The organism is Allobosea sp. RIT-PG3_2 (assembly GCF_057321085.1).
Map to the genome: position 1 here is coordinate 22,492 of NZ_JBXWCA010000007.1, position 21,354 is coordinate 43,845.

The 21,354-nt window shown below is 63.1% G+C and carries 18 protein-coding genes and 1 pseudogene; 15 read left to right on the forward strand and 4 right to left on the reverse strand.

Going from position 1 to position 21,354, the window contains the following annotated elements; all coding sequences use genetic code 11:
• Positions 1–7 precede the first annotated feature (7 nt).
• From AC2FAN_RS19440 to AC2FAN_RS19505, 14 genes are all read left to right on the forward strand, one after another.
• Complete coding sequence (locus AC2FAN_RS19440) at positions 8–1,231, forward strand: mandelate racemase/muconate lactonizing enzyme family protein (protein WP_485175949.1); 1,224 nt, start codon at positions 8–10, stop codon at positions 1,229–1,231.
• A gap of 4 nt (positions 1,232–1,235) precedes the next feature.
• Positions 1,236–2,438, forward strand: a complete 1,203-nt coding sequence (locus AC2FAN_RS19445) for a mandelate racemase/muconate lactonizing enzyme family protein (RefSeq protein WP_265055399.1) — start codon at positions 1,236–1,238, stop codon at positions 2,436–2,438.
• A gap of 305 nt (positions 2,439–2,743) precedes the next feature.
• Positions 2,744–3,784, forward strand: coding sequence for a lactonase family protein (locus AC2FAN_RS19450; RefSeq protein WP_476808013.1), 1,041 nt, complete (start codon positions 2,744–2,746; stop codon positions 3,782–3,784).
• Positions 3,785–4,660: 876 nt separating this feature from the next.
• Positions 4,661–5,443, forward strand: a complete 783-nt coding sequence (locus tag AC2FAN_RS19455; RefSeq protein ID WP_485175950.1) for a TetR/AcrR family transcriptional regulator — start codon at positions 4,661–4,663, stop codon at positions 5,441–5,443.
• Positions 5,400–6,137: an SDR family NAD(P)-dependent oxidoreductase gene (locus AC2FAN_RS19460; RefSeq protein ID WP_476807581.1), complete on the forward strand. Its 738-nt coding sequence runs from the start codon at positions 5,400–5,402 to the stop codon at positions 6,135–6,137. Before AC2FAN_RS19455 ends, AC2FAN_RS19460 begins: the two co-directional genes overlap by 44 nt.
• Complete coding sequence (locus AC2FAN_RS19465; protein WP_485175951.1) at positions 6,127–7,689, forward strand: class I adenylate-forming enzyme family protein; 1,563 nt, start codon at positions 6,127–6,129, stop codon at positions 7,687–7,689. Before AC2FAN_RS19460 ends, AC2FAN_RS19465 begins: the two co-directional genes overlap by 11 nt.
• Before the next feature lie 48 nt (positions 7,690–7,737).
• Entirely contained in the window at positions 7,738–8,904 is a 1,167-nt protein-coding gene (locus AC2FAN_RS19470) for an ABC transporter substrate-binding protein (protein ID WP_265055403.1), read from the forward strand.
• A gap of 30 nt (positions 8,905–8,934) precedes the next feature.
• Positions 8,935–9,804 carry a branched-chain amino acid ABC transporter permease gene (locus AC2FAN_RS19475; RefSeq protein ID WP_265055404.1) on the forward strand — a complete coding sequence of 290 codons (870 nt, stop codon included), beginning with the start codon at positions 8,935–8,937 and terminating at the stop codon, positions 9,802–9,804.
• A gap of 2 nt (positions 9,805–9,806) precedes the next feature.
• Positions 9,807–10,775, forward strand: a complete 969-nt coding sequence (locus tag AC2FAN_RS19480; RefSeq protein ID WP_485175952.1) for a branched-chain amino acid ABC transporter permease — start codon at positions 9,807–9,809, stop codon at positions 10,773–10,775.
• Entirely contained in the window at positions 10,772–11,485 is a 714-nt protein-coding gene (locus AC2FAN_RS19485; protein ID WP_265055406.1) for an ABC transporter ATP-binding protein, read from the forward strand. The genes AC2FAN_RS19480 and AC2FAN_RS19485 overlap by 4 nt, the downstream gene beginning before the upstream one ends.
• Complete coding sequence (locus AC2FAN_RS19490) at positions 11,472–12,185, forward strand: ABC transporter ATP-binding protein (protein WP_485175953.1); 714 nt, start codon at positions 11,472–11,474, stop codon at positions 12,183–12,185. The genes AC2FAN_RS19485 and AC2FAN_RS19490 overlap by 14 nt, the downstream gene beginning before the upstream one ends.
• Positions 12,182–12,958: an enoyl-CoA hydratase-related protein gene (locus tag AC2FAN_RS19495; RefSeq protein WP_476807575.1), complete on the forward strand. Its 777-nt coding sequence runs from the start codon at positions 12,182–12,184 to the stop codon at positions 12,956–12,958. Before AC2FAN_RS19490 ends, AC2FAN_RS19495 begins: the two co-directional genes overlap by 4 nt.
• Positions 12,959–12,963: 5 nt before the next feature.
• Complete coding sequence (locus tag AC2FAN_RS19500; protein WP_265055409.1) at positions 12,964–13,671, forward strand: enoyl-CoA hydratase/isomerase family protein; 708 nt, start codon at positions 12,964–12,966, stop codon at positions 13,669–13,671.
• A gap of 47 nt (positions 13,672–13,718) precedes the next feature.
• A complete protein-coding gene (locus AC2FAN_RS19505) occupies positions 13,719–14,072 on the forward strand; it encodes a DUF7696 family protein (RefSeq protein ID WP_485175954.1) in 354 nt (117 codons plus the stop codon).
• On the opposite strand, the gene AC2FAN_RS19510 is transcribed toward AC2FAN_RS19505, so the two are convergent.
• A complete protein-coding gene (locus AC2FAN_RS19510) occupies positions 14,069–14,785 on the reverse strand; it encodes a fumarylacetoacetate hydrolase family protein (protein WP_476807578.1) in 717 nt (238 codons plus the stop codon). The genes AC2FAN_RS19505 and AC2FAN_RS19510 overlap by 4 nt on opposite strands.
• A 275-nt stretch (positions 14,786–15,060) precedes the next feature.
• Here AC2FAN_RS19510 and AC2FAN_RS19515 point away from each other — a divergent pair, with 275 nt between their 5' ends.
• Complete coding sequence (locus AC2FAN_RS19515) at positions 15,061–15,555, forward strand: YciE/YciF ferroxidase family protein (protein WP_265055412.1); 495 nt, start codon at positions 15,061–15,063, stop codon at positions 15,553–15,555.
• A gap of 185 nt (positions 15,556–15,740) precedes the next feature.
• Here the strand turns inward: AC2FAN_RS19515 and AC2FAN_RS19520 are convergent, their stop codons facing one another.
• From AC2FAN_RS19520 to AC2FAN_RS19530, 3 genes and pseudogenes are all read right to left on the reverse strand, one after another.
• Positions 15,741–16,742, reverse strand: coding sequence for a D-cysteine desulfhydrase family protein (locus AC2FAN_RS19520; protein WP_265055413.1), 1,002 nt, complete (start codon positions 16,740–16,742; stop codon positions 15,741–15,743).
• A gap of 600 nt (positions 16,743–17,342) precedes the next feature.
• Entirely contained in the window at positions 17,343–19,592 is a 2,250-nt protein-coding gene (locus AC2FAN_RS19525) for a mechanosensitive ion channel family protein (RefSeq protein WP_485175955.1), read from the reverse strand.
• A 587-nt stretch (positions 19,593–20,179) separates the two neighbouring features.
• Positions 20,180–21,218 (reverse strand): annotated as a pseudogene (locus AC2FAN_RS19530) (IS110 family RNA-guided transposase).
• Between the last annotated feature and the right edge of the window lie 136 nt (positions 21,219–21,354).

Here is a 21,354-nt window from a genome sequence, read left to right on the forward strand (position 1 = left end):
AGCCCCCATGAAGATCGTCGATATCAAGACATTCCTGATGCATGCGGGCGCCCCCAGCCTGAAGAACTGGGCTGCAGACGGCTCGTTCGGAACCCAGCAATTCTCGAAGAACCTCACCGGAAGCCGCAACTGGCTGTTCGTCAAGGTCGTTACCGACGAGGGCATCACCGGGATCGGCGAATGCTCCGGCTGGCCTCGCGTCATCAGGACGGCGGTCGAGGATTTGAAGTCGCTGCTTGTCGGCGAAGACCCCCTGCATATCGAGCGGCTCTGGCAGAAGATGCAGATCGCGATCATGGGCCACGGCATGACCGGCGTCGTCGGTGCCGGCGCGATGACCGGCATCGACATGGCGCTGTGGGACATCAAGGGCAAGGCGCTGAACACGCCGGTCTGGAATCTGCTCGGCGGCAAGCTGCGCGACAGGATCCGCATCTACGGCCACGCCAACACGCCGGAGACCGCGCTCTCGCTGAAACAGCGCGGCGTCACCGCCATCAAATGCGGCGGCGTCTCCGATCCCGTCAGGAAAGTCGCGGGGCTGCGTGAGGCTGTTGGAGCGGATATGGACATCGCCATCGACCTGCATGGCCCGCCATGGCTGACACCAGCCGATGCGACGCAGCTCTGCCGCGCCCTCGAGCCTTACAGGATGATGTGGGTCGAGGACCCGATCGCACCCGATAATCTCGACGGCTATGCCCGCATCCGCAACCATTCCTCCGTGACGCTGGCAGCGGGCGAACGCATGGCGACGATGTTCGGCGAGCGCGAGTTGATCGAGCGCGATCTGATCGATGTGGTGCAGCCCGACACCGGCCGCGCCGGCGGCATCACCCAGATGAAGAAGATCGCGGCCATGGCGGAGGCGCATCACATCATGCTGGCGCCGCATTCCGGCTCGCTCGGGCCGGTTGCGGAATACGCCGCCCTCCATCTCCTCGCGAGCTGCCCGAACGGGCTCGTTCTCGAACGCATCGAGGACGATTGGGAGGGCCGTGCCAAGACTGTCATCCCGCATCCGGTTTCACGCGCTGGCTATATCGTCGTCCCCGACGCTCCGGGTCTCGGCGTCGAGATCGACGAGGATTTCGTTGCGCAATGGCCAAGCGAGATGAACGTCTCGATCCCCGTCACCGAGGGGGCCGGCTCCTATGCGCAGGGCACCTTCCGCGAACATGTCTATGTGCAAACCCGCTGGAAGCGGGGCGTCTATTTTCCGAAGGACTGAGCCGATGAAGATCGACCGCCTGCGAATCTACATGTCGCGCGACAAGGACCGGCCCCGCGTCGTCGTCGCCATCGACACCGATGATGGCCTGACCGGCTGGGGCGAATGCTACAATCACGGCCCCGACAAGGCGCTGCCGCCGCTGCTCGACTATCTCTTCGAGTTCATTCGCGGACAAGACCCGCGGCGCATCGAGCACCTGATCCTCTATCTGCTCCAGCAGAGTCGCTTCCCGCCCGGAGCGCTCGGGCTGGCGGCGATCTCGGCGATCGATCATTGCCTCTGGGACATCTCGGCCAAGGCCCTGGGCGTACCCGTCTACATGCTGCTCGGCGGCCATGTCCGCGACCGCGTGCGTGTCTATGCCGGCGTCTATACCGCGCCGGACGCGGCCATCGCGCGCGACCAGTTCGATGCGCTGAACGCGCAATGGGGGCTGACGGCGTTCAAGCTCAGCCCCTACCGGATCGACATGCATGCGCATCGCTGGGGCGAGGTCGTGCGCACCAGCGCCGACTATTTCCGCAGCCTGCGCGAGACGGTGCAATCGGACTACGACATCGCCTTCGACGCTCATGCCAAGATCTTCGAGCCCCAGCAGGCCATGCAGCTCGGCAACGCATTGGCGCCTTATGACCCGCTCTTCTTCGAGGAGCCGATCCGGCCCGAGAACATCGAAGCCTGGGGCGAGCTGAATCGCGGTCTCAACTGCACGCTCGCGACGGGCGAGTCGCTCTACAGCCGGTTCGAGTTCCTGCGGCTGCTCTCGGTCAAGGGCTGCGACATCATCCAGCCCGATATCTGCGTCGTCGGCGGCCTGCTCGAAATGCGCAAGATCGCCGCCATCGCCGAGGCGCATTATGTGACCGTCGCGCCCCACAACCCGATGGGCCCTCTTGCCACCGCCGTGAACCTGCATTTCTCGGCGGCGCAGCCCAATTTCCGAATTCTCGAGTACAGGCTCCCGCATGGCCCCAACTACGCCTTCGGCGACGGCAGCGGCGACGCCAATGCTCAACCAGACCGTTCGCAGGGCGCCTGGTACGTCAAGGACCCCTATCTGCCGAAGGATGGCCATCTCGAATTGCGTCCCGATCGCCCAGGCTGGGGCGTCGAGATGGACATGGATGTGCTCGCCAAGGAGGACTACGTCCACTGGGAGCGCAAGGTCCCACGCCGCCCCGATGGCTCGACGGCTTATGCCTGATGGGGATGGAGTCTTCCGACAGCTTGCTCGGCGAATACGCCGTCCCCCGCCGGCATCTATTCGGGCTCGGCGATGTCCATGCCTATACAAGTATGGTCGATGCCGAGCACCGCGCCAGTCGCGGTCGCGGCGCAGGCGCTGGCTGGTTCTGCAACGCCTCGCAGGCCGATGCCCCCTGCCCTACGTTGATCAAGGTCGGATCTGCCTCGGGCCGGGATGCCCGGAGGATCAGAGCATCCCCCGTAATCATCAAACATGTAGATGTTCCGGTGGGTCGAGACTATGGGAAGATTTAGGAGCCGTACATGTCGCATCATCATTCCAGAAGACAGGCCGATCTCGCCGTTTATATTGGCAATGGATTGGGCGGTGATATCAGTGTGCTCCGGCTCTCTGGCAAAAGCGGTACGCTGAGCCCTATCCAGCGCATGCCCTTCCCAGGCGTGACCCAACCCGGTCGCTCGCTGCCACTGGCACTGTCGCCGGGACGAGAGTTCCTCTACGCAGCCATGCGGGGGGCGCCACGCGGCGTCGCAACCTTCCGAATCGACCAGGCCACAGGTGCCCTGTGCGAACTGGGCTTTGCGGCGATGACGGAGAGCGTCGCCTATATTCGCACCGATCTCAGCGGACGCTTCCTGTTCGGCGCCTCCTATGACGGAAATGTCGTCACGGTGAGTCCGATCGCGACCGACGGCGTCGCGCAGCAGGTCGCGCAGCGTGTTCCAACTGCGCCGAACGCCCATGGTATTATGGGCGACTCCGACCGGCATGTTTTGGCGACAAGTCTGGGCGGCGATGTGCTCTACAGCTTCGATTTCGACCAGGCGGCCGGGACGCTGACGCGACCGCGAACGACCGTCCTACCGAAAGGCACAGGGCCGCGCCATTTCATCTTCGATCCTGCCGGCAAGAGGTTGTACCTGCTTGGCGAGCTCGACGCTTCAGTCACGGTCTTCGATTACGATCCGAAACACGGCACGCTTCACACCAAGCAGGTCGTCACCATGTTGCCAGCCGGCTTCGACGGAAAGCCTTGGGGCGCCGATATCCAGATTACGCCGGACGGCCGCTTTCTCTACGCCTCGGAGCGGAACAGCTCGACATTGGCGAGCTTCGCGGTCGAGCCAGATGGCAAATTGCGACCGCTGCAGCACATCCCGACCGAGACCCAGCCGCGCGGCTTCGGCATCGACCCGACCGGGCGCTACCTGGTGGTATTGGGGCAGTCGACAGACCACGCTACGGTTTATGCCATCGATGGCGGGAGCGGCGGGCTCGGTGTGAACGACCGGGCCGAGGTGGGGAAAAGCCCGGATTGGGTGGAGATGGTCGAGCTGGCCTGAGGTCAGCCAGTAGAAGCGGGGGTCCTCGATCACTTCGCGGTCAAGGATACTTCTTCGCGAAGAATACCATTGTCGGAAAACTCTAGAGTCATTTTGCCAAAGGCTTTTGGCGAGGGCCGTTCTGGTTCATGAAACGACTGAGTTTCAGCTTTCGATCGCAGTGGCCGCCCTGAAATCAAATTGCTCTAGATCCGATATTGTAAAACTCATTCTTGGTGACCAACTGAACTGGGTTGGTCGAAAGCCTGAACTCTTGGGAATTGACTCGCTAGTGGTTGATTTGAATGGCGTGGTGGCGCGGGTTCGACCTGAATCTGACAGAGACCTTTCATTTTGGGAATGCGTCGAAGCGCTTGGAGCTGGCTCGCGCGTGGTTCATGCCCTTACACGGAGCGGGATTTTGCCGATCAAGCACGCTGGTAGCTTGGGGCCGAGCAAGCTCGGCATTACCATCCCGATGGCCTCGCTACGGTCGTTCAAGGACCAGTATGTATCACTTTACGACGCCTCAAAATCCCGCAGTAGGCAATGCACGTAATGAGAAGGGACCTGTTGAGGCAGGGCATTCTGCCAACTTTGTCAGCAGATCGAGCAGGAGCGACATTCTACCTGAGATCCGAACTTAGCGTCCTGAATTAGCGTATCCGATCGGTTCATTTGCGAACCCGGCCACCTTCTTAGGTGCTCGCTCGTTCGGCCAATCTCCCCGCGAAGCTGCGAGCTGGAGCCGATAAGATCGCAACCGGTCCGGTCGCTAGGCGGTATCTTCAAGATTGTCGCATGAACGAGAGTTGTGCGGATTGACAATCTTACCGACCGGTAAGTAATATCCATTTTGTCGAGCACGGCGTTAGACCGGGCCGTGAGGAAACGCCGATGAGAAGATCGATCCCGATCAAGGCGCTCCCCCGCACGGGAGCGGACGGAAGCCGCGCGCAGAGCGTGCGCCGCATCGTCTATGAGCGGGCGCTCGACCTCTTCGACAGCAAGGGTTTTCGCGCCACCTCGATGAACGACATCGCGGATGCCTGCGGGGTCAGCAAGCCGGCAATCTACCATTACTACCGCAACAAATCGCATCTGCTCGAGACTCTCTACGAAGACGTCACGGTGGAGTTCTTCAAGACGATGGAGGCTCTAGCGCATTCGCCGGGCGGTGCGGCGGCGCGTCTTGGCCGGCTTGTCGAGACGCAGGTGCTCTACAACATCGAGAACCGTCGCTTCCTGACGATCTTCTGGCGCGAGCGCCATGAATTCGATGCCCCATCGCGCAAGGGCCTTGCCGCCCGCGAGCGCGAGTTCGAAGCCTGGGTCAGGCACGTCATCGAGGAAGGCCAGGCAAGCGGCGAATTCCGTATGCAGGATCCCCAGATCGCGATGCTCGCGATCCTCGGGCTGCTGTCGACGGTGCATCGTTGGGCAGCCCATGCAGGAGCCACTCCTCAGACTATCGCCACCGAACTCGCTCGTTTGGCGCTTGACGGGGTCGCGCTTCGAAGGGGCGCCGACGGCGAGGATCACGACAGGTCGAAAACGGCCGCGCAAGGCGCATCCGCGCTTAAGCGTCCAGACGCGCCGGAGAGCGCATCAACCGAGGAAGACAAGGGTGAGCAACATGATGCTGGAGGGCAAACGGGTCCTCGTCACCGGCGGCGCTAGCGGCATCGGGGCAAGCGTCGCCCAGATCTGCGCGGAAGCCGGTGCCCGGATTGCGGTTCTCGATCTCGACGAGGCGACGGCGTCGGCCGCCGCCCGGCAACTATGCGGCGCCGGCCATCTCGGCTACGCCTGCGACGTCTCGATCGCTGCCTCGGTCGATGCGGGCTTCGCGGCCGTCGAGCAGGCCTTTGGCGGCATCGACGCCGTGGTCAACTGCGCCGGAATCTGGCGCCCTTCGTCGGACGGGCCGATCACCCGCGTCACGGACGAGACCTGGGACAAGATCATAGCGGTCAATCTGACCGGCACCTTCTATGTTTGCCGTGCGGCCGTCGCGGCCATGGAAAGAGGGGGCGGCGGCAGCATCGTTACGGTCGCCTCAGTCGTCGCTGTGACAGGCTGGGAAAAGCTCAACGCCTATTCCGCCTCGAAGGGAGGCGTCCTCTCGTTCTCGCGCGCCCTCGCGATCGAGTGCGGCTCCAAGAACATCCGCGTCAACTGCATCTGCCCGGGCGTGATTGAGACGCCAATGACACAAAAGACGTTGGCCTACTCCAAGCCGACCGTCCTCCCCATCGGACGCCTGGGTCGGCCGGAGGATATCGCCCGTACCGCCGCGTTCCTTTGTTCCGACTGGTCGTCCTTCACAACGGCTTCGACAGTCATGGTCGATGGAGGCTTCAGTGCAGCCTGAAAGCGCGGGACTGCCCTATTTGCTGTCGGATATCGTGGCCGACAATGTGCGCTGGGCGCCAGATGAAGCCGCGCTGATCTTCGGCACGCGCATCCGTAACTGGCGTGAATTCGCTGAAGACATGGCCGCGATCCAGAACGGTCTCGCGGCACTGGGCATTGGGCATGGCAGTCGTGTTGCCGTGCTTGACCGCAACAGCGACGATTATGTGCTGCTCGGCTATGCTCTGGCCGGCATGGGCGCCGTCCTGGTGCCGGTCAATATGTGGCTGCGCGCCAATGAGATCTCCTACATCCTTAACAACTGCCAGCCCCGGCTGGTGGTCACCAGCCCGGAATTCCACGCTCTGACGAAGGAAGCGATCGAGCCGCTCGCGGATAAGCCGACGATCGTGCTGCGCGGCCCGGCGCAGGATGGCGTCGTGGCTTTCGCTGCGATGACCGCGATGGTTCCAAACAAGCCGGTCTCGCGGGCCCGAAGCTGGGACGATCCGCATCTCGTGCTCTACACCTCGGGCACGACCGGGCGGCCGAAAGGCGCAGTCATCTCGCATCGGCGCACAATTCTGGACGCATTGAATGCGCTGCCGGTCTTCGGCATCAAGCGGGGTGAGCGGTTTTTCTGCTACATGCCGCTCTTCCACACCGGCGCCTGGGACTACCTCAAGATCTATTTCATTCAGCGCGGCGCGGCCGTGATCGCCGAGCGCTTCGAGCCCGAGAGCGCGGTCGCGATGATAGAGACACATCGGTGCAACGGCATGTTCGGCGTCCCGCTGGTGTTGCGCCAGATGGTCGAATCCAAAGCCTGGCCGACGAGTGACATGAGCGCGATGAAGCTCATTGCCTATGCCAACTACGACCCTTCGACCTTGATCCTGAAGATCGTCGATGCCTTTCGCGAGCGCGGTGCAGTCGGGATCGGCATCGCGAACGCCTACGGGTTGACCGAAGGCGGGCCGTATATCTGCATCAACCGGCCGGAAGAGGCGCTCGACCAGCCGCTCTCGATCGGCCGGCCGGTTCCCGGCACGCAGGTCGCGCTGCTCGACGACGCCATGAATGAGGTTCCCCAAGGCGAACTCGGCGAGATCTGCATCCGTTCGCCTGCGCTGATGAGCGGCTATCTCAACCGTCCGGAGGCGACGCAGGAGGCCTTTGCCGGCGGCTGGCTGCACACCGGCGATCTCGGTCGCGTCGATGAGAAGGGACTCGTCCACCTCGTCGATCGCAAGAAGGACATGATCCGTTCCGGCGGCGAGAACATCTTCGCCAAGGAGGTTGAACTCACGCTGATCGCTCACCCGAAGGTTCGAGATTGTGCTGTTTTCGGCCTGCCGGACGATGATTATGGCGAGCGTGTCGTCGCCGCTATCGTGCCTGAGCCTGAGAGCGGCGCGAGCGCCGAGGAACTGATTGCCTATGTCCGCGCCACGATCGCGGGCTTCAAGGCGCCGCGGCAGGTCGTCTTCATGGACGAACTGCCCAAGACCCCTGCGGGCAAGATCAAGAAACACGAGATCAAGAAGAAGCTGGCGGAAACTGCGGCCTGAAACGCCACGGCACGACCGGTTCTTGTGTTCACAACGGGAGGATAAAAAATGAAGCAGTTTCTGGCAACGCTATCATTGTGCCTTGCTGCCGGCCTTTCGGCCGCGGCAGCCCAGGAGATCGCCATCGGCGATCTTCACCCCATCACGGGCCCTGCCACCTTCTATGGCCTGCCCGAAAGCCGCGGCATCCAGCTCGCAGCCGAGCAGATCAACGCCGCCGGCGGCGTCAAGATCAGCGACAAGGCCTACAAGCTGAAGGTCGTGACCGAGGACGACCAGGCGAGCCCGACCGTGGGCGTGGCCGCACTGCGTAAGCTGATGGCGGCCGATGTCCGCTTCATCATTGGACCGCTGGCGAGCGGCGTGGCGCCGGCCCTCAAGCCGATCATCGAGCGCAGCGACAAGGTCACGCAGATCATCGACGGCTCGATCGCCGACGAATTGACCAACGGCAAGAATATCTTTCGCAACCAGGCGACCGTGAGCGGCTACAATGTCGCGGTCGTCGACCTTTTCAAGGCGCGCAAATTCGGGTCGGTCGCTATGATGACCGACCGCTTCCATGCCGGCTTCATGGGCTCGCAGGCAAAGCTCTCGGCAGATCTCAAGGGGCTGGGCGCGACAATCCTCGGCGAGGAATATTACAAGCTCAACGATACCGACTTCTCCGCCGCGCTGACCAATCTGAAGGGCAAGAACCCGGCCGTCCTGCTGATCCGGGGCTATCCGGCCGAGGGCGCGCTGATCACCAAGCAGGCGCGACAGCTCGGCTTCAACGGCCAGATCGTTTGGGAAATGGTCTCGCCACCTTCGACCGTCCTGAAGAACATCTCGGCAGCGGAGATGGAGGGTGTGTTCAACTGCATCCCGCCCACCACCGAGGATTACGTCAAGCTGGGCGACGACAAGGCGAAGGCGCTCGACGCCGCCTACCGCGCCAAGTTCGGCGACGCACCAGGTGAACTGACCGCGCTCTCCTTCGACGCCGTGCACATGCTCAAGGCCGCCTTCGAGAAGGCGGGCTCGATCGAGAACGCCGCGGTAAACAAGGCGCTGACCGAGCTCAAGCTGGCAGAGGTGCCGGCGCTGGTGACGAAGTACAGCGCCCAACCGGACGGCAAGCTCTTCGACGACAAGGGTCAAGTCGATTTGCGCGGCGTCGTTAGCATCTGGAAGGGCCAGGCGTGGGAGCCGCTCGCCAAGGTCCCGCAGTGACTTGGCAGCACTGAACCAGAGGTCTTCACCATGCTCGAACTCCTTCCTCAGCAGCTGGTCAACGGTCTCGCCCTTGGCTCGACCTATGCGCTCGTTGCGCTTGGGCTCACGCTGATCTTCGGCGTGCTGCTGATCCCCAACTTCGCGCATGGCGAATTCTACATGCTCGGCGCCTTTGTCACATATGCCCTTGTCGCGGCCGGAATCAACTTCTGGCTCGCGATGCTCATCTCGGTGCTGTGCATCATGATGCTTGGCTGCCTCGTCGATCGGCTCGTGTTCCGGCCGATCGATACGGCGCCACCCCTCTCGCTGATGATCTCGGCACTTGCGGCTTCGATCATCCTGCAGCAGGTCGCGACGCTGATCTGGGGCACGGAGGCACGTACCATTCCCGCCCCGCTGACAGGCGTGATCCGGACCGCGTTCTTTGCAGTCACGCAGCTCCAGCTCCTGGTGATGGGCAGCCTCGCGGCCGCGTTCGCTGCGGTCTGGTTGGTGCTGAACCGCTCCCGGCTCGGGCTCGCGATCCGCGCCACGGCGCAGAATCGCGACGCGGCGATGCTGATGGGCATCTCGATGGTGAAGGTCCGCTTCGCGACCTTCGCCATCGGCGCAGGTCTCGGCGCGATCGCTGGAGCGCTTCTCGGAGCGACCTTTCCGATCTATCCGGCCATGGGGGTCAATCCGGTGCTGAAGGCCTTCGTGGTACTCGTCCTGGGTGGCATCGGCAGCCTCTGGGGCGCCGTCTTCGGCGGGTTGGTGCTGGGTGTCGCCGAGGTTCTGGTCGCTGGCTACATCGCAAGCGAGCTTCAGGACATCGGTGCCTTTGCCATCCTCGTCCTCGTGCTGCTCGTGAGGCCGCAGGGACTGTTCGGCCGCGCCCAGGTGGAGCGCTGATCATGGCCAGCATGCCCCTTTCCAGATCGGCCTTCATCGCATCGGTCATCTTCGCGCTGGCCGGCGGTCTGACGCTGACCCTCAACGACTACTTCGTCTATGTCGTCACCATTGGCGCGATCTTCGCGACTCTGGCGGTTGCCTTCGACGTGCTGCTCGGCTTCACCGGCTATCTCTCGCTCGCCCATGGCGCGCTCTACGGGCTTGGCGCCTATGCCTGCGCGCTCCTGACGGCGCGCTACGGCCTGTCCTTCTGGGCAGCCCTGCCGCTGTGCGGCGCACTGACGGGGGCGGCCGGCGCGCTAATAGCGCTACTCGCCTTCCGTACCCGTGGCCTGTATTTCGCGGTGTTGACGCTCGGCATCGGCTTGATCGGGCACCAACTCTTCCTGGTGCTGCCAGGACTGACCGGTGGCGTCGGCGGCTTTGTCGGCATTCCCGGGCCGGAGCAGCCGGCATGGCTGCCGCTGCGCACGACGACTTATTATGCGCTGCTCGCGCTGGGCCTGCTCTTCGCCACGCTGATGGCTGCCCTCGCCTTCGTGCGCTCGCGGCTGGGTGCCGAGTGCCTCGCCGTGCGCGAGGACCTGACGCTGGCGCAGGCGCTGGGCATCCGCGTCGCCTCCGCGAGGCTCGCAGCCTTTACCTTCAGCGCCGTGTTCGCCGGGCTGGCGGGCGCGCTGTTTGCCGCGATCTCCTCCTTCATCGCGCCCGAGAGCTTCACCGTGCTCGGGACCGGCTTCCAGCTCGTCGCGCTGGTCGTCGTCGGTGGCATGGGCACGCTCTGGGGCCCTATCCTCGGCGCGGCCCTGCTGACGGCGTTGCCTGAGGGATTGCGGGTGGCGGCGACGCTGAGCCTGCTTGCCTATGGCGTGCTTCTGCTCGTGTTCATCATCTTCGCGCCCCAGGGCATCGCCAGCCTGATTTCGCGGGGTGCGCGTCGCCTTGGCGGACGGGAGCGCGCGCCATGAGCCTGCTCCAGATCCGCGACATCGAGGCGCGCTTCGGCGGCGTCGTGGCACTCGCCGGCGTCTCGCTCGATGTGCCCGAAGGCATGATCTTCGGACTGATCGGGCCCAACGGCGCCGGCAAGACCACCCTGATCAACATGGTCTCGGGGCTGATCGCCCCGAGCGCCGGCCACATCGTCTTCGACGGAGCGAAGGGCCCCTGGCCGATCGCGAAGACGGTTCGGCGCGGCATCGTGCGCACCTTCCAGCAGACGCGCGCCTTCCTCGGGCTCACCGTTCGCGAGAACCTGCGCATCGCCTCGGTCCACTCGCCCGATCCGGCCTGCGTCGACGAACTGATCGAGGCCTGCAATCTCGGCGATGTGCTCGACCGCACGGCGCGCGACCTGCCCTACGCGACGCTGCGCCATCTCGGCATCGCGCTCGCCTTGGCGCTCAGGCCGCGCCTCCTCTTGCTCGACGAGCCGGCGGTGGGGCTGACGACGGCCGAGGTCGAAAGGCTGGGGGCGCTGGTTCGCCGCTGGAATGCAACCGGCATCACGGTCCTGCTCGTCGAGCACAATGTGCGCTTCCTGATGGAGGTGTCGCAGCGCGTGGCGGTGCTCGATCGGGGCCGCCTGCTGTTCGAGGGCACGCCCGAGGAATGCCAGGTTGAGCAGAAGGTGATCGACGTCTATCTCGGACGGAGGGCTGCCGATGCTGAGGATTGAAGGGCTGCGTGCCGGCTATGACCGGCTCGAGGTGCTGCACGGACTCGGCTTCGAGGTCCAGGCCGACGACCCGACGGTGGTGATGGGTGCCAACGCTGCCGGCAAGACGACGTTGTGCCGCGTCTTAACCGGCCTGATCCCAGCCTGGGGCGGCACGATCCTGCTCGATGGCGAGGAGATCACGCGGCTGTCCTCGGCCGACCGGGTGAAGAGCGGCATCGCCCTCGTGCCCGAGGGCCGCCAGGTCTTCGGCGACATGACCGTTCGCGAGAACCTGCGGCTGGGCGCCTATGTCCATGGCGAACCGCGCACGAACGACTACGACGCCGTCTTCGCGCTGTTCCCGATCCTGCTCGAACGCGAGGGCCAGCGTGCCGGGCTGCTTTCGGGCGGCGAGCAGCAGATGCTGGCGCTGGCGCGCGCGCTGATGTCGCGGCCGCGCCTTCTGCTTCTCGACGAGCCCAGTCAGGGTCTCGCCCCGAAGGCGGTCGATCAGGTCGCCCAAGCCGTCAATCGCATCGCCGAGACCGGCGTCGCGATCCTGCTCGTCGAGCAGAATCTGGCGCTCGCGCAGATGATAGCACGCCACGCGGTCGTGCTCGAAACGGGTACCTGCGTCGCCGACGGACGGGCCAGCGAGATCATGGCCTCGAACGCCATCCAGGACAGCTATCTCGGCAAGAAGAGGACACAACGATGAGCTATCACAACAAGTTCGTGAAGGTCGAGGTCGATCGCGGCCTCGCCGTCGTGACGCTGGACCGACCCTCCGCCAATGCGGTGAGCCTCGAGGTCTATGACGAGTTGCGTCGGACTTTCCACCGGCTCGGCGAGGACAACGACCTGCGAGTCGCGGTGTTCACCGGCGCCGGCAAGGTCTTCTGCGGGGGCAACGACGTCAACGACTTCGTTGATCTCGATTTCGACCAGGCGACCGAGTATCTCGCCCATGTCCGCCTGACCTTCAATGCGATGTATGATTGCGCCATCCCCATCGTCGGCGCGATCAACGGCGCCGCCGTCGGCACCGGCATCGTGCTGGCTTCGCTCTGCGACATCCGCATCGCCTCCGAGAAGGCTAAGTTCGCGCTGCCCGAGATCGATGTCGGCGTGCTCGGCGGCTCGCGCCATGTCATGCGCCTTGCCGGGCAGGGGATGACCCGGCTCATGATGTATACGGGGCGGCGGCTCTCTGCCCAGGAAGCGCTGCAGGCGCATATCGTCGATCAGGTGGTAGCCCCTGAGGACCTGATGCCGACGGCGATGGCGTTGGCGGAGGAGATTGCCAGCAAGAGCCCGCCGGCCATCAGGCTGGCCAAGCAGGGGCTGAACCGCACTGAATTCATGACCCTCAAGGAAGGCTATGAGTTCGAATGCACGCTGACGGCCGCCGTACGGCGGACGCCCGAAGCCAAGGAAGGCGCGCTCGCCTTCCTGGAAAAGCGCGCGCCCTCTTATGCGACGCGGGGTTGACGCCGATGTTCGAGGTCGAGTGTGAAGGCGAGGTGGCCGTCATCCGGTTCAACAACCCTCCGGTCAACGCCGTCAGCTTCGCTCATTGGCGGACCTTACCGGGGATTATCGCGGGGCTGGAGCGGGATGGCGTTGCTGCGATGGTCTTCACGGGGCTGCCGCACAAGCACTTCTGCGGCGGCAATGATTTTAGAGAGTTCGCCGCGCTGACACCCGAGGAGACGCTTGCCGGAACCGGTGCCGTCCGCGACGGCATGAAGGCGGTGCGCGAGAGCACGATCCCCGCCATCGCGGCCATTCATGGCGCGGCGATGGGGTCGGGCTTTATGCTCTCCTGTGCTTGCGACATCAGGCTAGCGACAGCAGACGCCAGGCTGGCTTTGCCCGAAGTCAAGGTTGGCGCCTTTGGCGGTTACCGGATTGTACGAGAGGTGCTCTCGCAGGGAGAGGCGCGGCTTCTGACCTATACGGGTCAGCCCCTCTCGGGCACGCGGGCGCATCAGATCGGTCTCGTCCAGGAGCTAGCCGACACACCGGCGCGCGTTCTAGAGCGAGCCGTTGCGCTCGCGCATGAGATGGCGAAGTTACTGAAAGGCCGTCTGCGCGCAGAGATAAAGTCCTGCCTCAACCGTGAGGACGAAGAGAACCTATGGACAGCTTACGAATTTGAGCGTGATCTTGCCGCGAACGTAATGGGTACTGCAGCAGGATAGTCGGACTGGATCGTCGTGTTCTTCGAGGCGCCAGTTCCGGACATGAGATGTCTGCCCACTACGGGACATTCGACGGTCGCCTGACTGCAGACGACCGGCGCGGCGGGTTCAAATTGCGGGCGGCTGAAAGCCGTGGCCGCCCTCGGCCTTCACTTACTGGACTGTATCGTTCCGAGCGTGAGGTCTCGACCTGGTCGGAGGAGTGGCGCCACGAGTGCCAGGTCGCGTTCCTGGCGGGGCTCACTCTGGCGCAGCGCAATCAGGCGCTCGAAGGCGAGAAGGACGGCATGCGGGGCATGAAAAGCATTCTGGGCGACGCCGCGGTCGCTCGCAAAATCCCGCATTGCCGAAGCGGCGGGGATCGGACTGGACGATGCTCCGAGATCGCGGCCGCGCCCTAGGCGCGCTTCTTGGGTGTTTCGCCGATCGTTACCGTCAAGCTTCCGAGGCCCTCAATCGTGCCGACCAGGACATTGCCCGGTAGGACCGCGCCAACCCCGTGAGGTGTGCCGGTCATGATCAGATCGCCGGGTTCGATCGCGTAGTATTTCGACAATGTCGCAATGATTTCAGGGATGCGCCAAATCATCAGCGAAAGGTCCGAATCCTGCTTCGCGTGGCCGTCGACCTCAAGCTTGATGCGACCACTCGCTGGATGCCCGACCCGCTCCACCGGATGGATTGGCCCACATGGCGCCGAATGGTCAAAGGACTTCTTCAGCTCCCAGGGGAGACTCGGTCCTGCTGGCGTGTCCCGTAGCCGCCTGCGAGTCATGTCCAGGCAGATTCCGTAGCCATAGACATGCGAGAGCGCCGACTCCTGAGAGACGTCGTAGCCGCCTGACTTCATCGCGACCAAAAGCTCGAGCTCGAAATGGAAGTCATCGGTCATAGGCGGGTAGGGCACGACGCCGGCATTCTGCACCACCGCATCGGCCGGCTTTTGAAAGATCAGTGGAAAATCGCGTGTCTCGTTGCCACCCATCTCGCGCACATGAGCGACGTAATTGCGGCCGACGCAGTAGATTCGCCGAACGGGAAAGCGTGCGGATGTGCCGATGACGGGCAAGGTCGTCGCCAGCGGCGCTCGGACGGCGAACTCGTCGGTGTTCATGAGGACCTGCGATATTGTCGAAAGAGATACGAGCATAGACGGCAGGTTGTGGCTGTCTATCAGGCGAATGCCGACCGGGGCCACAACCGCGGCGCGCCCGACTCGACGCGAACATGTGACCGTTGCCTTCCGTCCTCGCCCGTTCGAACTTTCACAACTGGTTCGGCCATCTTCAAGAGGCTGCTTGGGAACGGTCCCTACAGCCAGACGTTGTCTGCACATTGCCATGTGCCCCTCAAGTCCGAGGGATGTTGCTGCTTATAGAGGACGTCGAAATGAAGACACTCCAGGAAGCTTTTGAGCACACGCTGCAGGACATTTACTGGGCTGAGAACGCCCTTCTCAAGGCGCTGCCAAAAGTCGCCAAAGCGGTAGGAAGCGCCGAGCTGAAACAGGCATTCGACGATCACATGAAAGAAACAAAAGGCCATGTGACGACACTCGAATCCGTGTTCAAGTCGTTGGGCCTGAAGGCCAGTGGCGAGAAATGTGATGCTATGGCCGGTCTACTGAAAGAGGCGGACGGTCTTATCGAAGAGGCAGAAGGCCACGCACGCGACGTCTGTTTGATCGGCGCCGCACAAGCCGTCGAGCATTACGAGATTGCCCGCTATGGAACACTGCGCGAATGGGCGAAAGTCCTGGGGCACACCGAAGCGCACGAGCTTCTGACGTCGATCCTAGACGAGGAAAAGGCGGCAAATGCCAAACTGACGACGCTGGCGGTGACGACGGTCAACGCCTCCGGATCAACCAGCAAGAAAAAGTGACGAACTGACGTTCGCCAGGGATCAAGGATAGCTCGGTGTGGCGGCATACCGCCGCCACACCCTCGGCGCGCCCGACACGATCAGAACATGTGACCTTTGCCTGTTCGGGCATTCGCTCCCGCGCCATCCGAAACGCATGCCGGGGTGTCTCTCTTGGAGCCGACCGACCTGCAGCCGCTTCGAACTTATCGATGAAACACCTCTGGATACGCGAAGAGACCAGGTGCACCGCCAGTGTGCCAGAAGACGATAGATTCACCGCAAGCGATGGCGCCATTCCTGACCAAGGACAGAAGCCCTGCCATGGCCTTGCCGGTATAAACCGGGTCTAGCAGAATCCCCTCTGTGCGGGCCATTAACTCGACAGCCTCTGTCATTGCTGCGGTGGGCTGGCCGTATCCGGGACCTACCTGGGAGTCGTCGATGTCTAAGGCAGCCATGGTTTCGCGTTGACGGCCTTCGAGAGCAAAAATCTCCTGAACCAAACCGGAAACGATCGCGCGCGCTTGCTCCGCTGAGCGCGAGACGCTGATGCCATGCACGCGGCAGGGCAACCCCGCCTCCTCGACGCCGGCCAGAATGCCGGCATGCGTGCCGCCGCTCCCGGTCGGCAGAACGATATGGTCGATGCAGCAGCCGTCATCCTTCGCTTGGGCCGCCAATTCCAGAAGCGCGTCGCGATAGGCGAGGCTCCCAAGCGCATTCGAGCCGCCGACCGGGATGAAGTAGGGCCTCCGCCCCTGCGCCGTCAGTCCGGCCATCGTCTCTGCAGCGATTGCGGAACTGTCCTCGCTCGAAGCAAGGACGCGGATCTCCGCGCCGAACAGCTTGTCTAGCAGCCAGTTCCCATTCGTTCGATAGGCGTCTCCCCGGTTCGCCACCGAGTCGCTCAAGAGCAGCAGGCAACCCAGTCCATGTCGTGCGGCCGCCGCTGCGGTCTGGCGAGCGTGGTTCGACTGGATCGCGCCCATTGTCACGAGCATATTGGCGCCGCTCTCCAATGCGTCGGCAACCAGATATTCGAGTTTCCTCGCTTTGTTTCCGCCTCCGGCAAAGCCGGTGCAGTCATCACGCTTCATCCAGATCGCCGGGGTTCGGTCATTGCTGGTCAGAGCCTGTGACAGGCGTGGCAGCCGTTCGAACGGTGTAGGCAACGTCGCCAGCCGGACCTTGTCACGCTGATTCATGTAAGCAGGCTCCTAGCCCTCATCCTGTCAGCGACGCTATCATACAACCGGGATGATGCTCCGGTGGTTTGCTTCTGCCTGCCGGCTGTGCGTCACCGACGCAGAAGATCCGCGCCACACTCGCGGCGCGCCCGACACGATTCGAACGTGTGATTATTGCCTTCGGAGGGAAAACGGGAGCTGCAGGGTTCGATCGACATGAAGCTTAAGGACAGCATCCACAGATGGGTCTGCCAGACGTGGTTGCATCGGGCTACAGCCAGTGCGTTCCGCGTACCCCCTGATCATTCAGGCGATGACCAGAGCAATATCTGAAAGGCTTTGCCGGCATGCTGCAGGCAGATGGCCCGGCCGGATGTACCGGTCTCCCCGACCGCTGGTTCGACGGCCCAGGCTGTTGGCAGGCGCCGCACGGCTCGCCAACCCACACTCCGGCAGGTTGCCGCGCTTGGGAGTTTCGATGCTACCTGTGATCTACCCTTCAACATGGATTATCGCACATAGAAACGTATCTTATTGATAAAAATGTGAATATTTATGTCGTCTGCAAGTTTTCCCGATCACGCAAGGTTACTGGTGCATCTGCTTGTCGGATTGTACTCAGGTTGCAGGTTCTGCGGCCGGTGCCGCAGCACCCGCTCGATTGCGCATCTGTACAGAGTTAGCCGCCGCGGCCGCCGATTCGGTCCCAGACCCTAAAGTCTGCACGGCCACCATGGTATCGGCGAACTCGATCCCGACCTCGGCAAACTTGGCGACCATCTTCTTGACCGCCATGCGCTGCACGTAGCTCGGCTGGATCGGACGTACGGTGAACTTGAAGCGCACCAGCATCGCGTTGTCGAGAATGTCCGCCACGCCCTGCATGCGCAGCGGCGCGAGGAACTCGTCCTTGAGCTCCGGGTCCTCCTGCATTTCGTCGCCGATCTTCTTCACTGTCTTTCGCAACTTTTCGAGATCGGTGTCGCGCTTGAAGCGGAGATTGAATTTCACCGTGGCCCAGTCCCGGCTGAAGTTGGTGATCTGACCGAGTTGCCCGAACGGAATGGTGTGAACCTGTCCGTTCTGATGGCGCAGCCGGATCGAACGGAGCGTAAAGCCCTCTACCGAGCCCTTGGCCTTGCCACAGTCGATATATTCGCCGATCCGGAACGCATCATCGCTCAGGTAGAAGACACCCGAGACGATATCGCGCACGAGCGCCTGGCTGCCGAACGAAATCGCGAGCCCGAAGACCGATGCCGCAGCTAGAAGCGGCCCAATGTTCACACCCAGCGCCGACAGCACGATGAGCAAAGCCAGTACGCTGATGCTGATGGCTAGGACGATGCGCAGAAGTGGGAGTAAGGTCGCGAGGCGCGATCCGCCACCGATAGCTTCGTCGTGACCAGCGGCGGCGATGGCAGCTGCCGCGGGGTCATTGCGACGAGTGAAGAAATCGGTGAGTTCCCATGCGACAAAGGCGAGGAACAAGGTCACCGCCGTTGCGAACGACGAACGGGTCAGTGCCAGCCAGCCCTCAGCGTCGACCAGCGCAAAGACTTCCACGATCCAGCTCTGCGCCACAAGCGCGATGATACCGATCAGGATGGCAACACGTACACAACGCACCACGACATCCGAGAATCGGCGGGACTGCGATAGCGGGAGTGAGACAGCGTCTTCTACCGACGGCGCCGGGAGAGCAACACTTGGTCGAGTGAGGTAGCGGCTGAGAGTCTGCAACAAGACCAGCGCAATTAATGCATTAAGCGTCAGAAGCACTGCATTTGGGACGGTGTAACGCACCATGACGGCGCCAAAGATCTGGGTGAGGCCCATGACGACGAAGAGCGGCAGCGTTAGATACAGCCAATGGATACCGATGCGGCGTCCTAAGCTCCGTGCTCCTTGGTCATGAGACAAATTCGCGAACCAGCGCGCCATCGGAACGCGCGACGCCACGGCGGCCCAGGTGGCGAGTGTCACGGTGGTTATTGAAACAACGATCTGGCCAGCCGCCACCACCTCGGGCGGGGCACTCGTCGCAATCAGCATGCGGATCACGATCCGCAGCGCGACGATCAGCAGGATGACCAGCGAAATTCGAAGATAGACAACGCTCGCGCCGGCATCGTCCATGCTGGCGAGCCGCGCCCCGGGCAGCGCGGGGCGCAGCAAGGCCCGAAATGCCAGCATATAGAAGCGCCACGCAAAGATGCCGGCGAGAATGGCGGCGGCGAGCTTGTCCTGGCCGCTTGCTCGTGAAAACCAGATGCCGATCGCGCCATAACTGACCAACCAGACGGCGGCCAATCCCAGCAGATCAATTGCGAGAATGCCCAGGAGCGGCCCTGCCACTGTCAACCCGGGCGTCGCTGCGGCCCTCATGCTCAGGCGACGTTGAACATTGCCGAAAAGGCTACCGACAAGCCGCTCCGCGCCCAGCGCCGCAAGGATCGAGAGCAGCAGTATCGAGACGAAGGCAAGAAGTCCCCGACCGCCGCCCGCTTCCACGACGAGTGCCGGAAGCCCCATGAGCCGCCGTCCAAGCTCGGGTAAGGCCTCGACCGCCCGGCTGCTGCGGCCGACAAATGCACTGACCTCGGACTCGACGCTACCGTCTGCCGCATCAGGGATTGTTTCAGGCGGGGTTGCAGCGACCTTGCCCGCAGGAAGGGCCTTCAATTTCACGACGACGGCCTGGCTTATCGCCTCGACCAGGGCGTCATACTGTTCCTTGCTGATGCCAGCAGGCGGGCTTGGGGTTTGCGCAGTGGCCAGCGGCGTGAAAATGCCGAAGGCCAAAAGGAAAAGTAAGCCACGCAAAAGCGCGATCAATTGATGAGGCGCAGGCAGGAGCAGTCGCATTCGTGTTCAGCCAAATCTCAGGAAGATCGCTCATCAACGTCTCGATTGACGCTAGCACAGACTACAGGCACGAAGCAGCCCCGCACCACACTTGGCCTGGCTGGGCTTCACGTTCGTGCTGCTTCGCTGCCTCGCGGGGTCAGAATGCCTCTTCATGCGGGGGCTCAATTTCCGACTTCGGGGCGATCGCGGCATACGGAAAGCTGGCCAGCGTCAGTGGTCCACCCCCCTTCGACACTCGGAACGTCCGCTTCTCTATCGCGGTTTAAGTCAAGAGGCAGCATCGATCGACCGCCGGTTGTACCAGCGGGGACGACGGCAGTGCGGATCGCGTTCAGCTGCGGTCAGTTCTGCTCGGGGGTCAATTCGGTGTGAGGTCGCCGCACGGGGCTCGCGCTTCTCTCCGGTGTCGGCGCGATGGCCGCCCCATGATGGGGTAAGAGGATGAGGCGGACCAATCTTACGGGCGCTCTTGCCGCCGTCGAGCGGCAGAGGCTGCGGACATTACGATCTCGTCTCACCACCGTCTCCGTGAGGACCTCTCCCTGCCGTGGCAGAACCCGTCGCTGCTCCTGTGCCGGTCGGGGTCAGGCCGCCTGAACGGTGGCTGCCGGGTCGCGACCCCAGCGGAAGTCGGAGACGTCGACCCACATGCGATCACCGCCAGTCGCCTGGCGACGGCTACGATGGCGCGCCGCATGCCGCGGCGCTGCGCAACCCGAGTGCCCCATGCTTTGAGCCAGGACCAGTGCCGGCTCTGCGTAAGCAGCGTCTGGGCGGCCTCGTACAGCATCGTCCGGAGCATGGTGTCGCCGGACTTGGAGATGTCGCCATCATAGTCGATCTCGCCGGACTGGTGGCGTCGAGGTGTCAGACCAACGTGCGCGCCGACCGCCCTCGAGTGAACAAAGCGCTGCGGCTGATCGACCGTCGCCCGATAGGTGAGAGCCACGACCGCCCCGACGCCAGGCGCGGTCATCAGCCGCCGGCACACGGGATCCTGGCGAGCCAATTCGAGCAGCATTTTGTGCAACCGCGTGAACTCCTGGCGCAGGACGCGCCGGACGGTGAGCAGCGGCTCCACGATCGCCGACAGACTGGACATGCCCGCCACCAGGTCGCGACGCGAGCCTCGAACCCAGCCGTGCCGACCACGCCGACCTTGAGGCCGAAGTTGCGCAGCGTGCCGCGCAGGTCGAACCCGATATCGAGCATCTTGCGCTGCAGGAGCTTCCGGCTGGTCAGCAGCATCCGCTTCTCCTGGCTCGCCAGCGTCTTGACGTGGACAGGTTTGAACAGGCCGACGCGCATCATCTGCGCGATACCGCGAGCGTCGTGACGGTCCGACTTGTTGACCTGTTGCGCCTTCAGAAGCGAGTTCATGTGCCGCGTCTCGACGCAGATCACCGGCAAGCCTGCTTCCGCCAAGCCAATTACCAGCCACTGCGAGAGCGGACCGGCCTCAATCCCGATCCGTCCATAGTCGCCGCTGATGGACTTGAGCAGCCCGACGAGATCGTCCGGCTCGGTCGCAACCTTCTGCTCGAACACAACCTTGCCGGCTTCGTCGACGACGCACACCGCCGTCTCCTGCACCGACACGTCCAGACCTACGAAATGCGCCATCGCCGTCGCTCCTTCGCTTGCTGCCGAGGTCAGGTCCGACCTCTCCGGCACCGAATGTGAAGGGCTACGCACTCCCGCTCCCAGATCGCGCGCGGCCACCGCGATACGTCATCTTATGGGAAAGGCGTTGACGACT

Coding starts and splice junctions, on each gene's coding strand:
- AC2FAN_RS19510 (WP_476807578.1), bottom strand. CDS start 14,785: ATGAACACCGACGAGTTCGCCGTCCGAGCGCCGCTGGCGACGACCTTG.
- AC2FAN_RS19520 (WP_265055413.1), bottom strand. CDS start 16,742: ATGAATCAGCGTGACAAGGTCCGGCTGGCGACGTTGCCTACACCGTTC.
- AC2FAN_RS19470 (WP_265055403.1), top strand. CDS start 7,738: ATGAAGCAGTTTCTGGCAACGCTATCATTGTGCCTTGCTGCCGGCCTT.
- AC2FAN_RS19505 (WP_485175954.1), top strand. CDS start 13,719: ATGTCTGCCCACTACGGGACATTCGACGGTCGCCTGACTGCAGACGAC.
- AC2FAN_RS19450 (WP_476808013.1), top strand. CDS start 2,744: ATGTCGCATCATCATTCCAGAAGACAGGCCGATCTCGCCGTTTATATT.
- AC2FAN_RS19475 (WP_265055404.1), top strand. CDS start 8,935: ATGCTCGAACTCCTTCCTCAGCAGCTGGTCAACGGTCTCGCCCTTGGC.
- AC2FAN_RS19525 (WP_485175955.1), bottom strand. CDS start 19,592: ATGCGACTGCTCCTGCCTGCGCCTCATCAATTGATCGCGCTTTTGCGT.
- AC2FAN_RS19500 (WP_265055409.1), top strand. CDS start 12,964: ATGTTCGAGGTCGAGTGTGAAGGCGAGGTGGCCGTCATCCGGTTCAAC.
- AC2FAN_RS19490 (WP_485175953.1), top strand. CDS start 11,472: ATGCTGAGGATTGAAGGGCTGCGTGCCGGCTATGACCGGCTCGAGGTG.
- AC2FAN_RS19460 (WP_476807581.1), top strand. CDS start 5,400: ATGATGCTGGAGGGCAAACGGGTCCTCGTCACCGGCGGCGCTAGCGGC.
- AC2FAN_RS19445 (WP_265055399.1), top strand. CDS start 1,236: ATGAAGATCGACCGCCTGCGAATCTACATGTCGCGCGACAAGGACCGG.
- AC2FAN_RS19495 (WP_476807575.1), top strand. CDS start 12,182: ATGAGCTATCACAACAAGTTCGTGAAGGTCGAGGTCGATCGCGGCCTC.
- AC2FAN_RS19515 (WP_265055412.1), top strand. CDS start 15,061: ATGAAGACACTCCAGGAAGCTTTTGAGCACACGCTGCAGGACATTTAC.
- AC2FAN_RS19440 (WP_485175949.1), top strand. CDS start 8: ATGAAGATCGTCGATATCAAGACATTCCTGATGCATGCGGGCGCCCCC.
- AC2FAN_RS19485 (WP_265055406.1), top strand. CDS start 10,772: ATGAGCCTGCTCCAGATCCGCGACATCGAGGCGCGCTTCGGCGGCGTC.
- AC2FAN_RS19455 (WP_485175950.1), top strand. CDS start 4,661: ATGAGAAGATCGATCCCGATCAAGGCGCTCCCCCGCACGGGAGCGGAC.
- AC2FAN_RS19480 (WP_485175952.1), top strand. CDS start 9,807: ATGGCCAGCATGCCCCTTTCCAGATCGGCCTTCATCGCATCGGTCATC.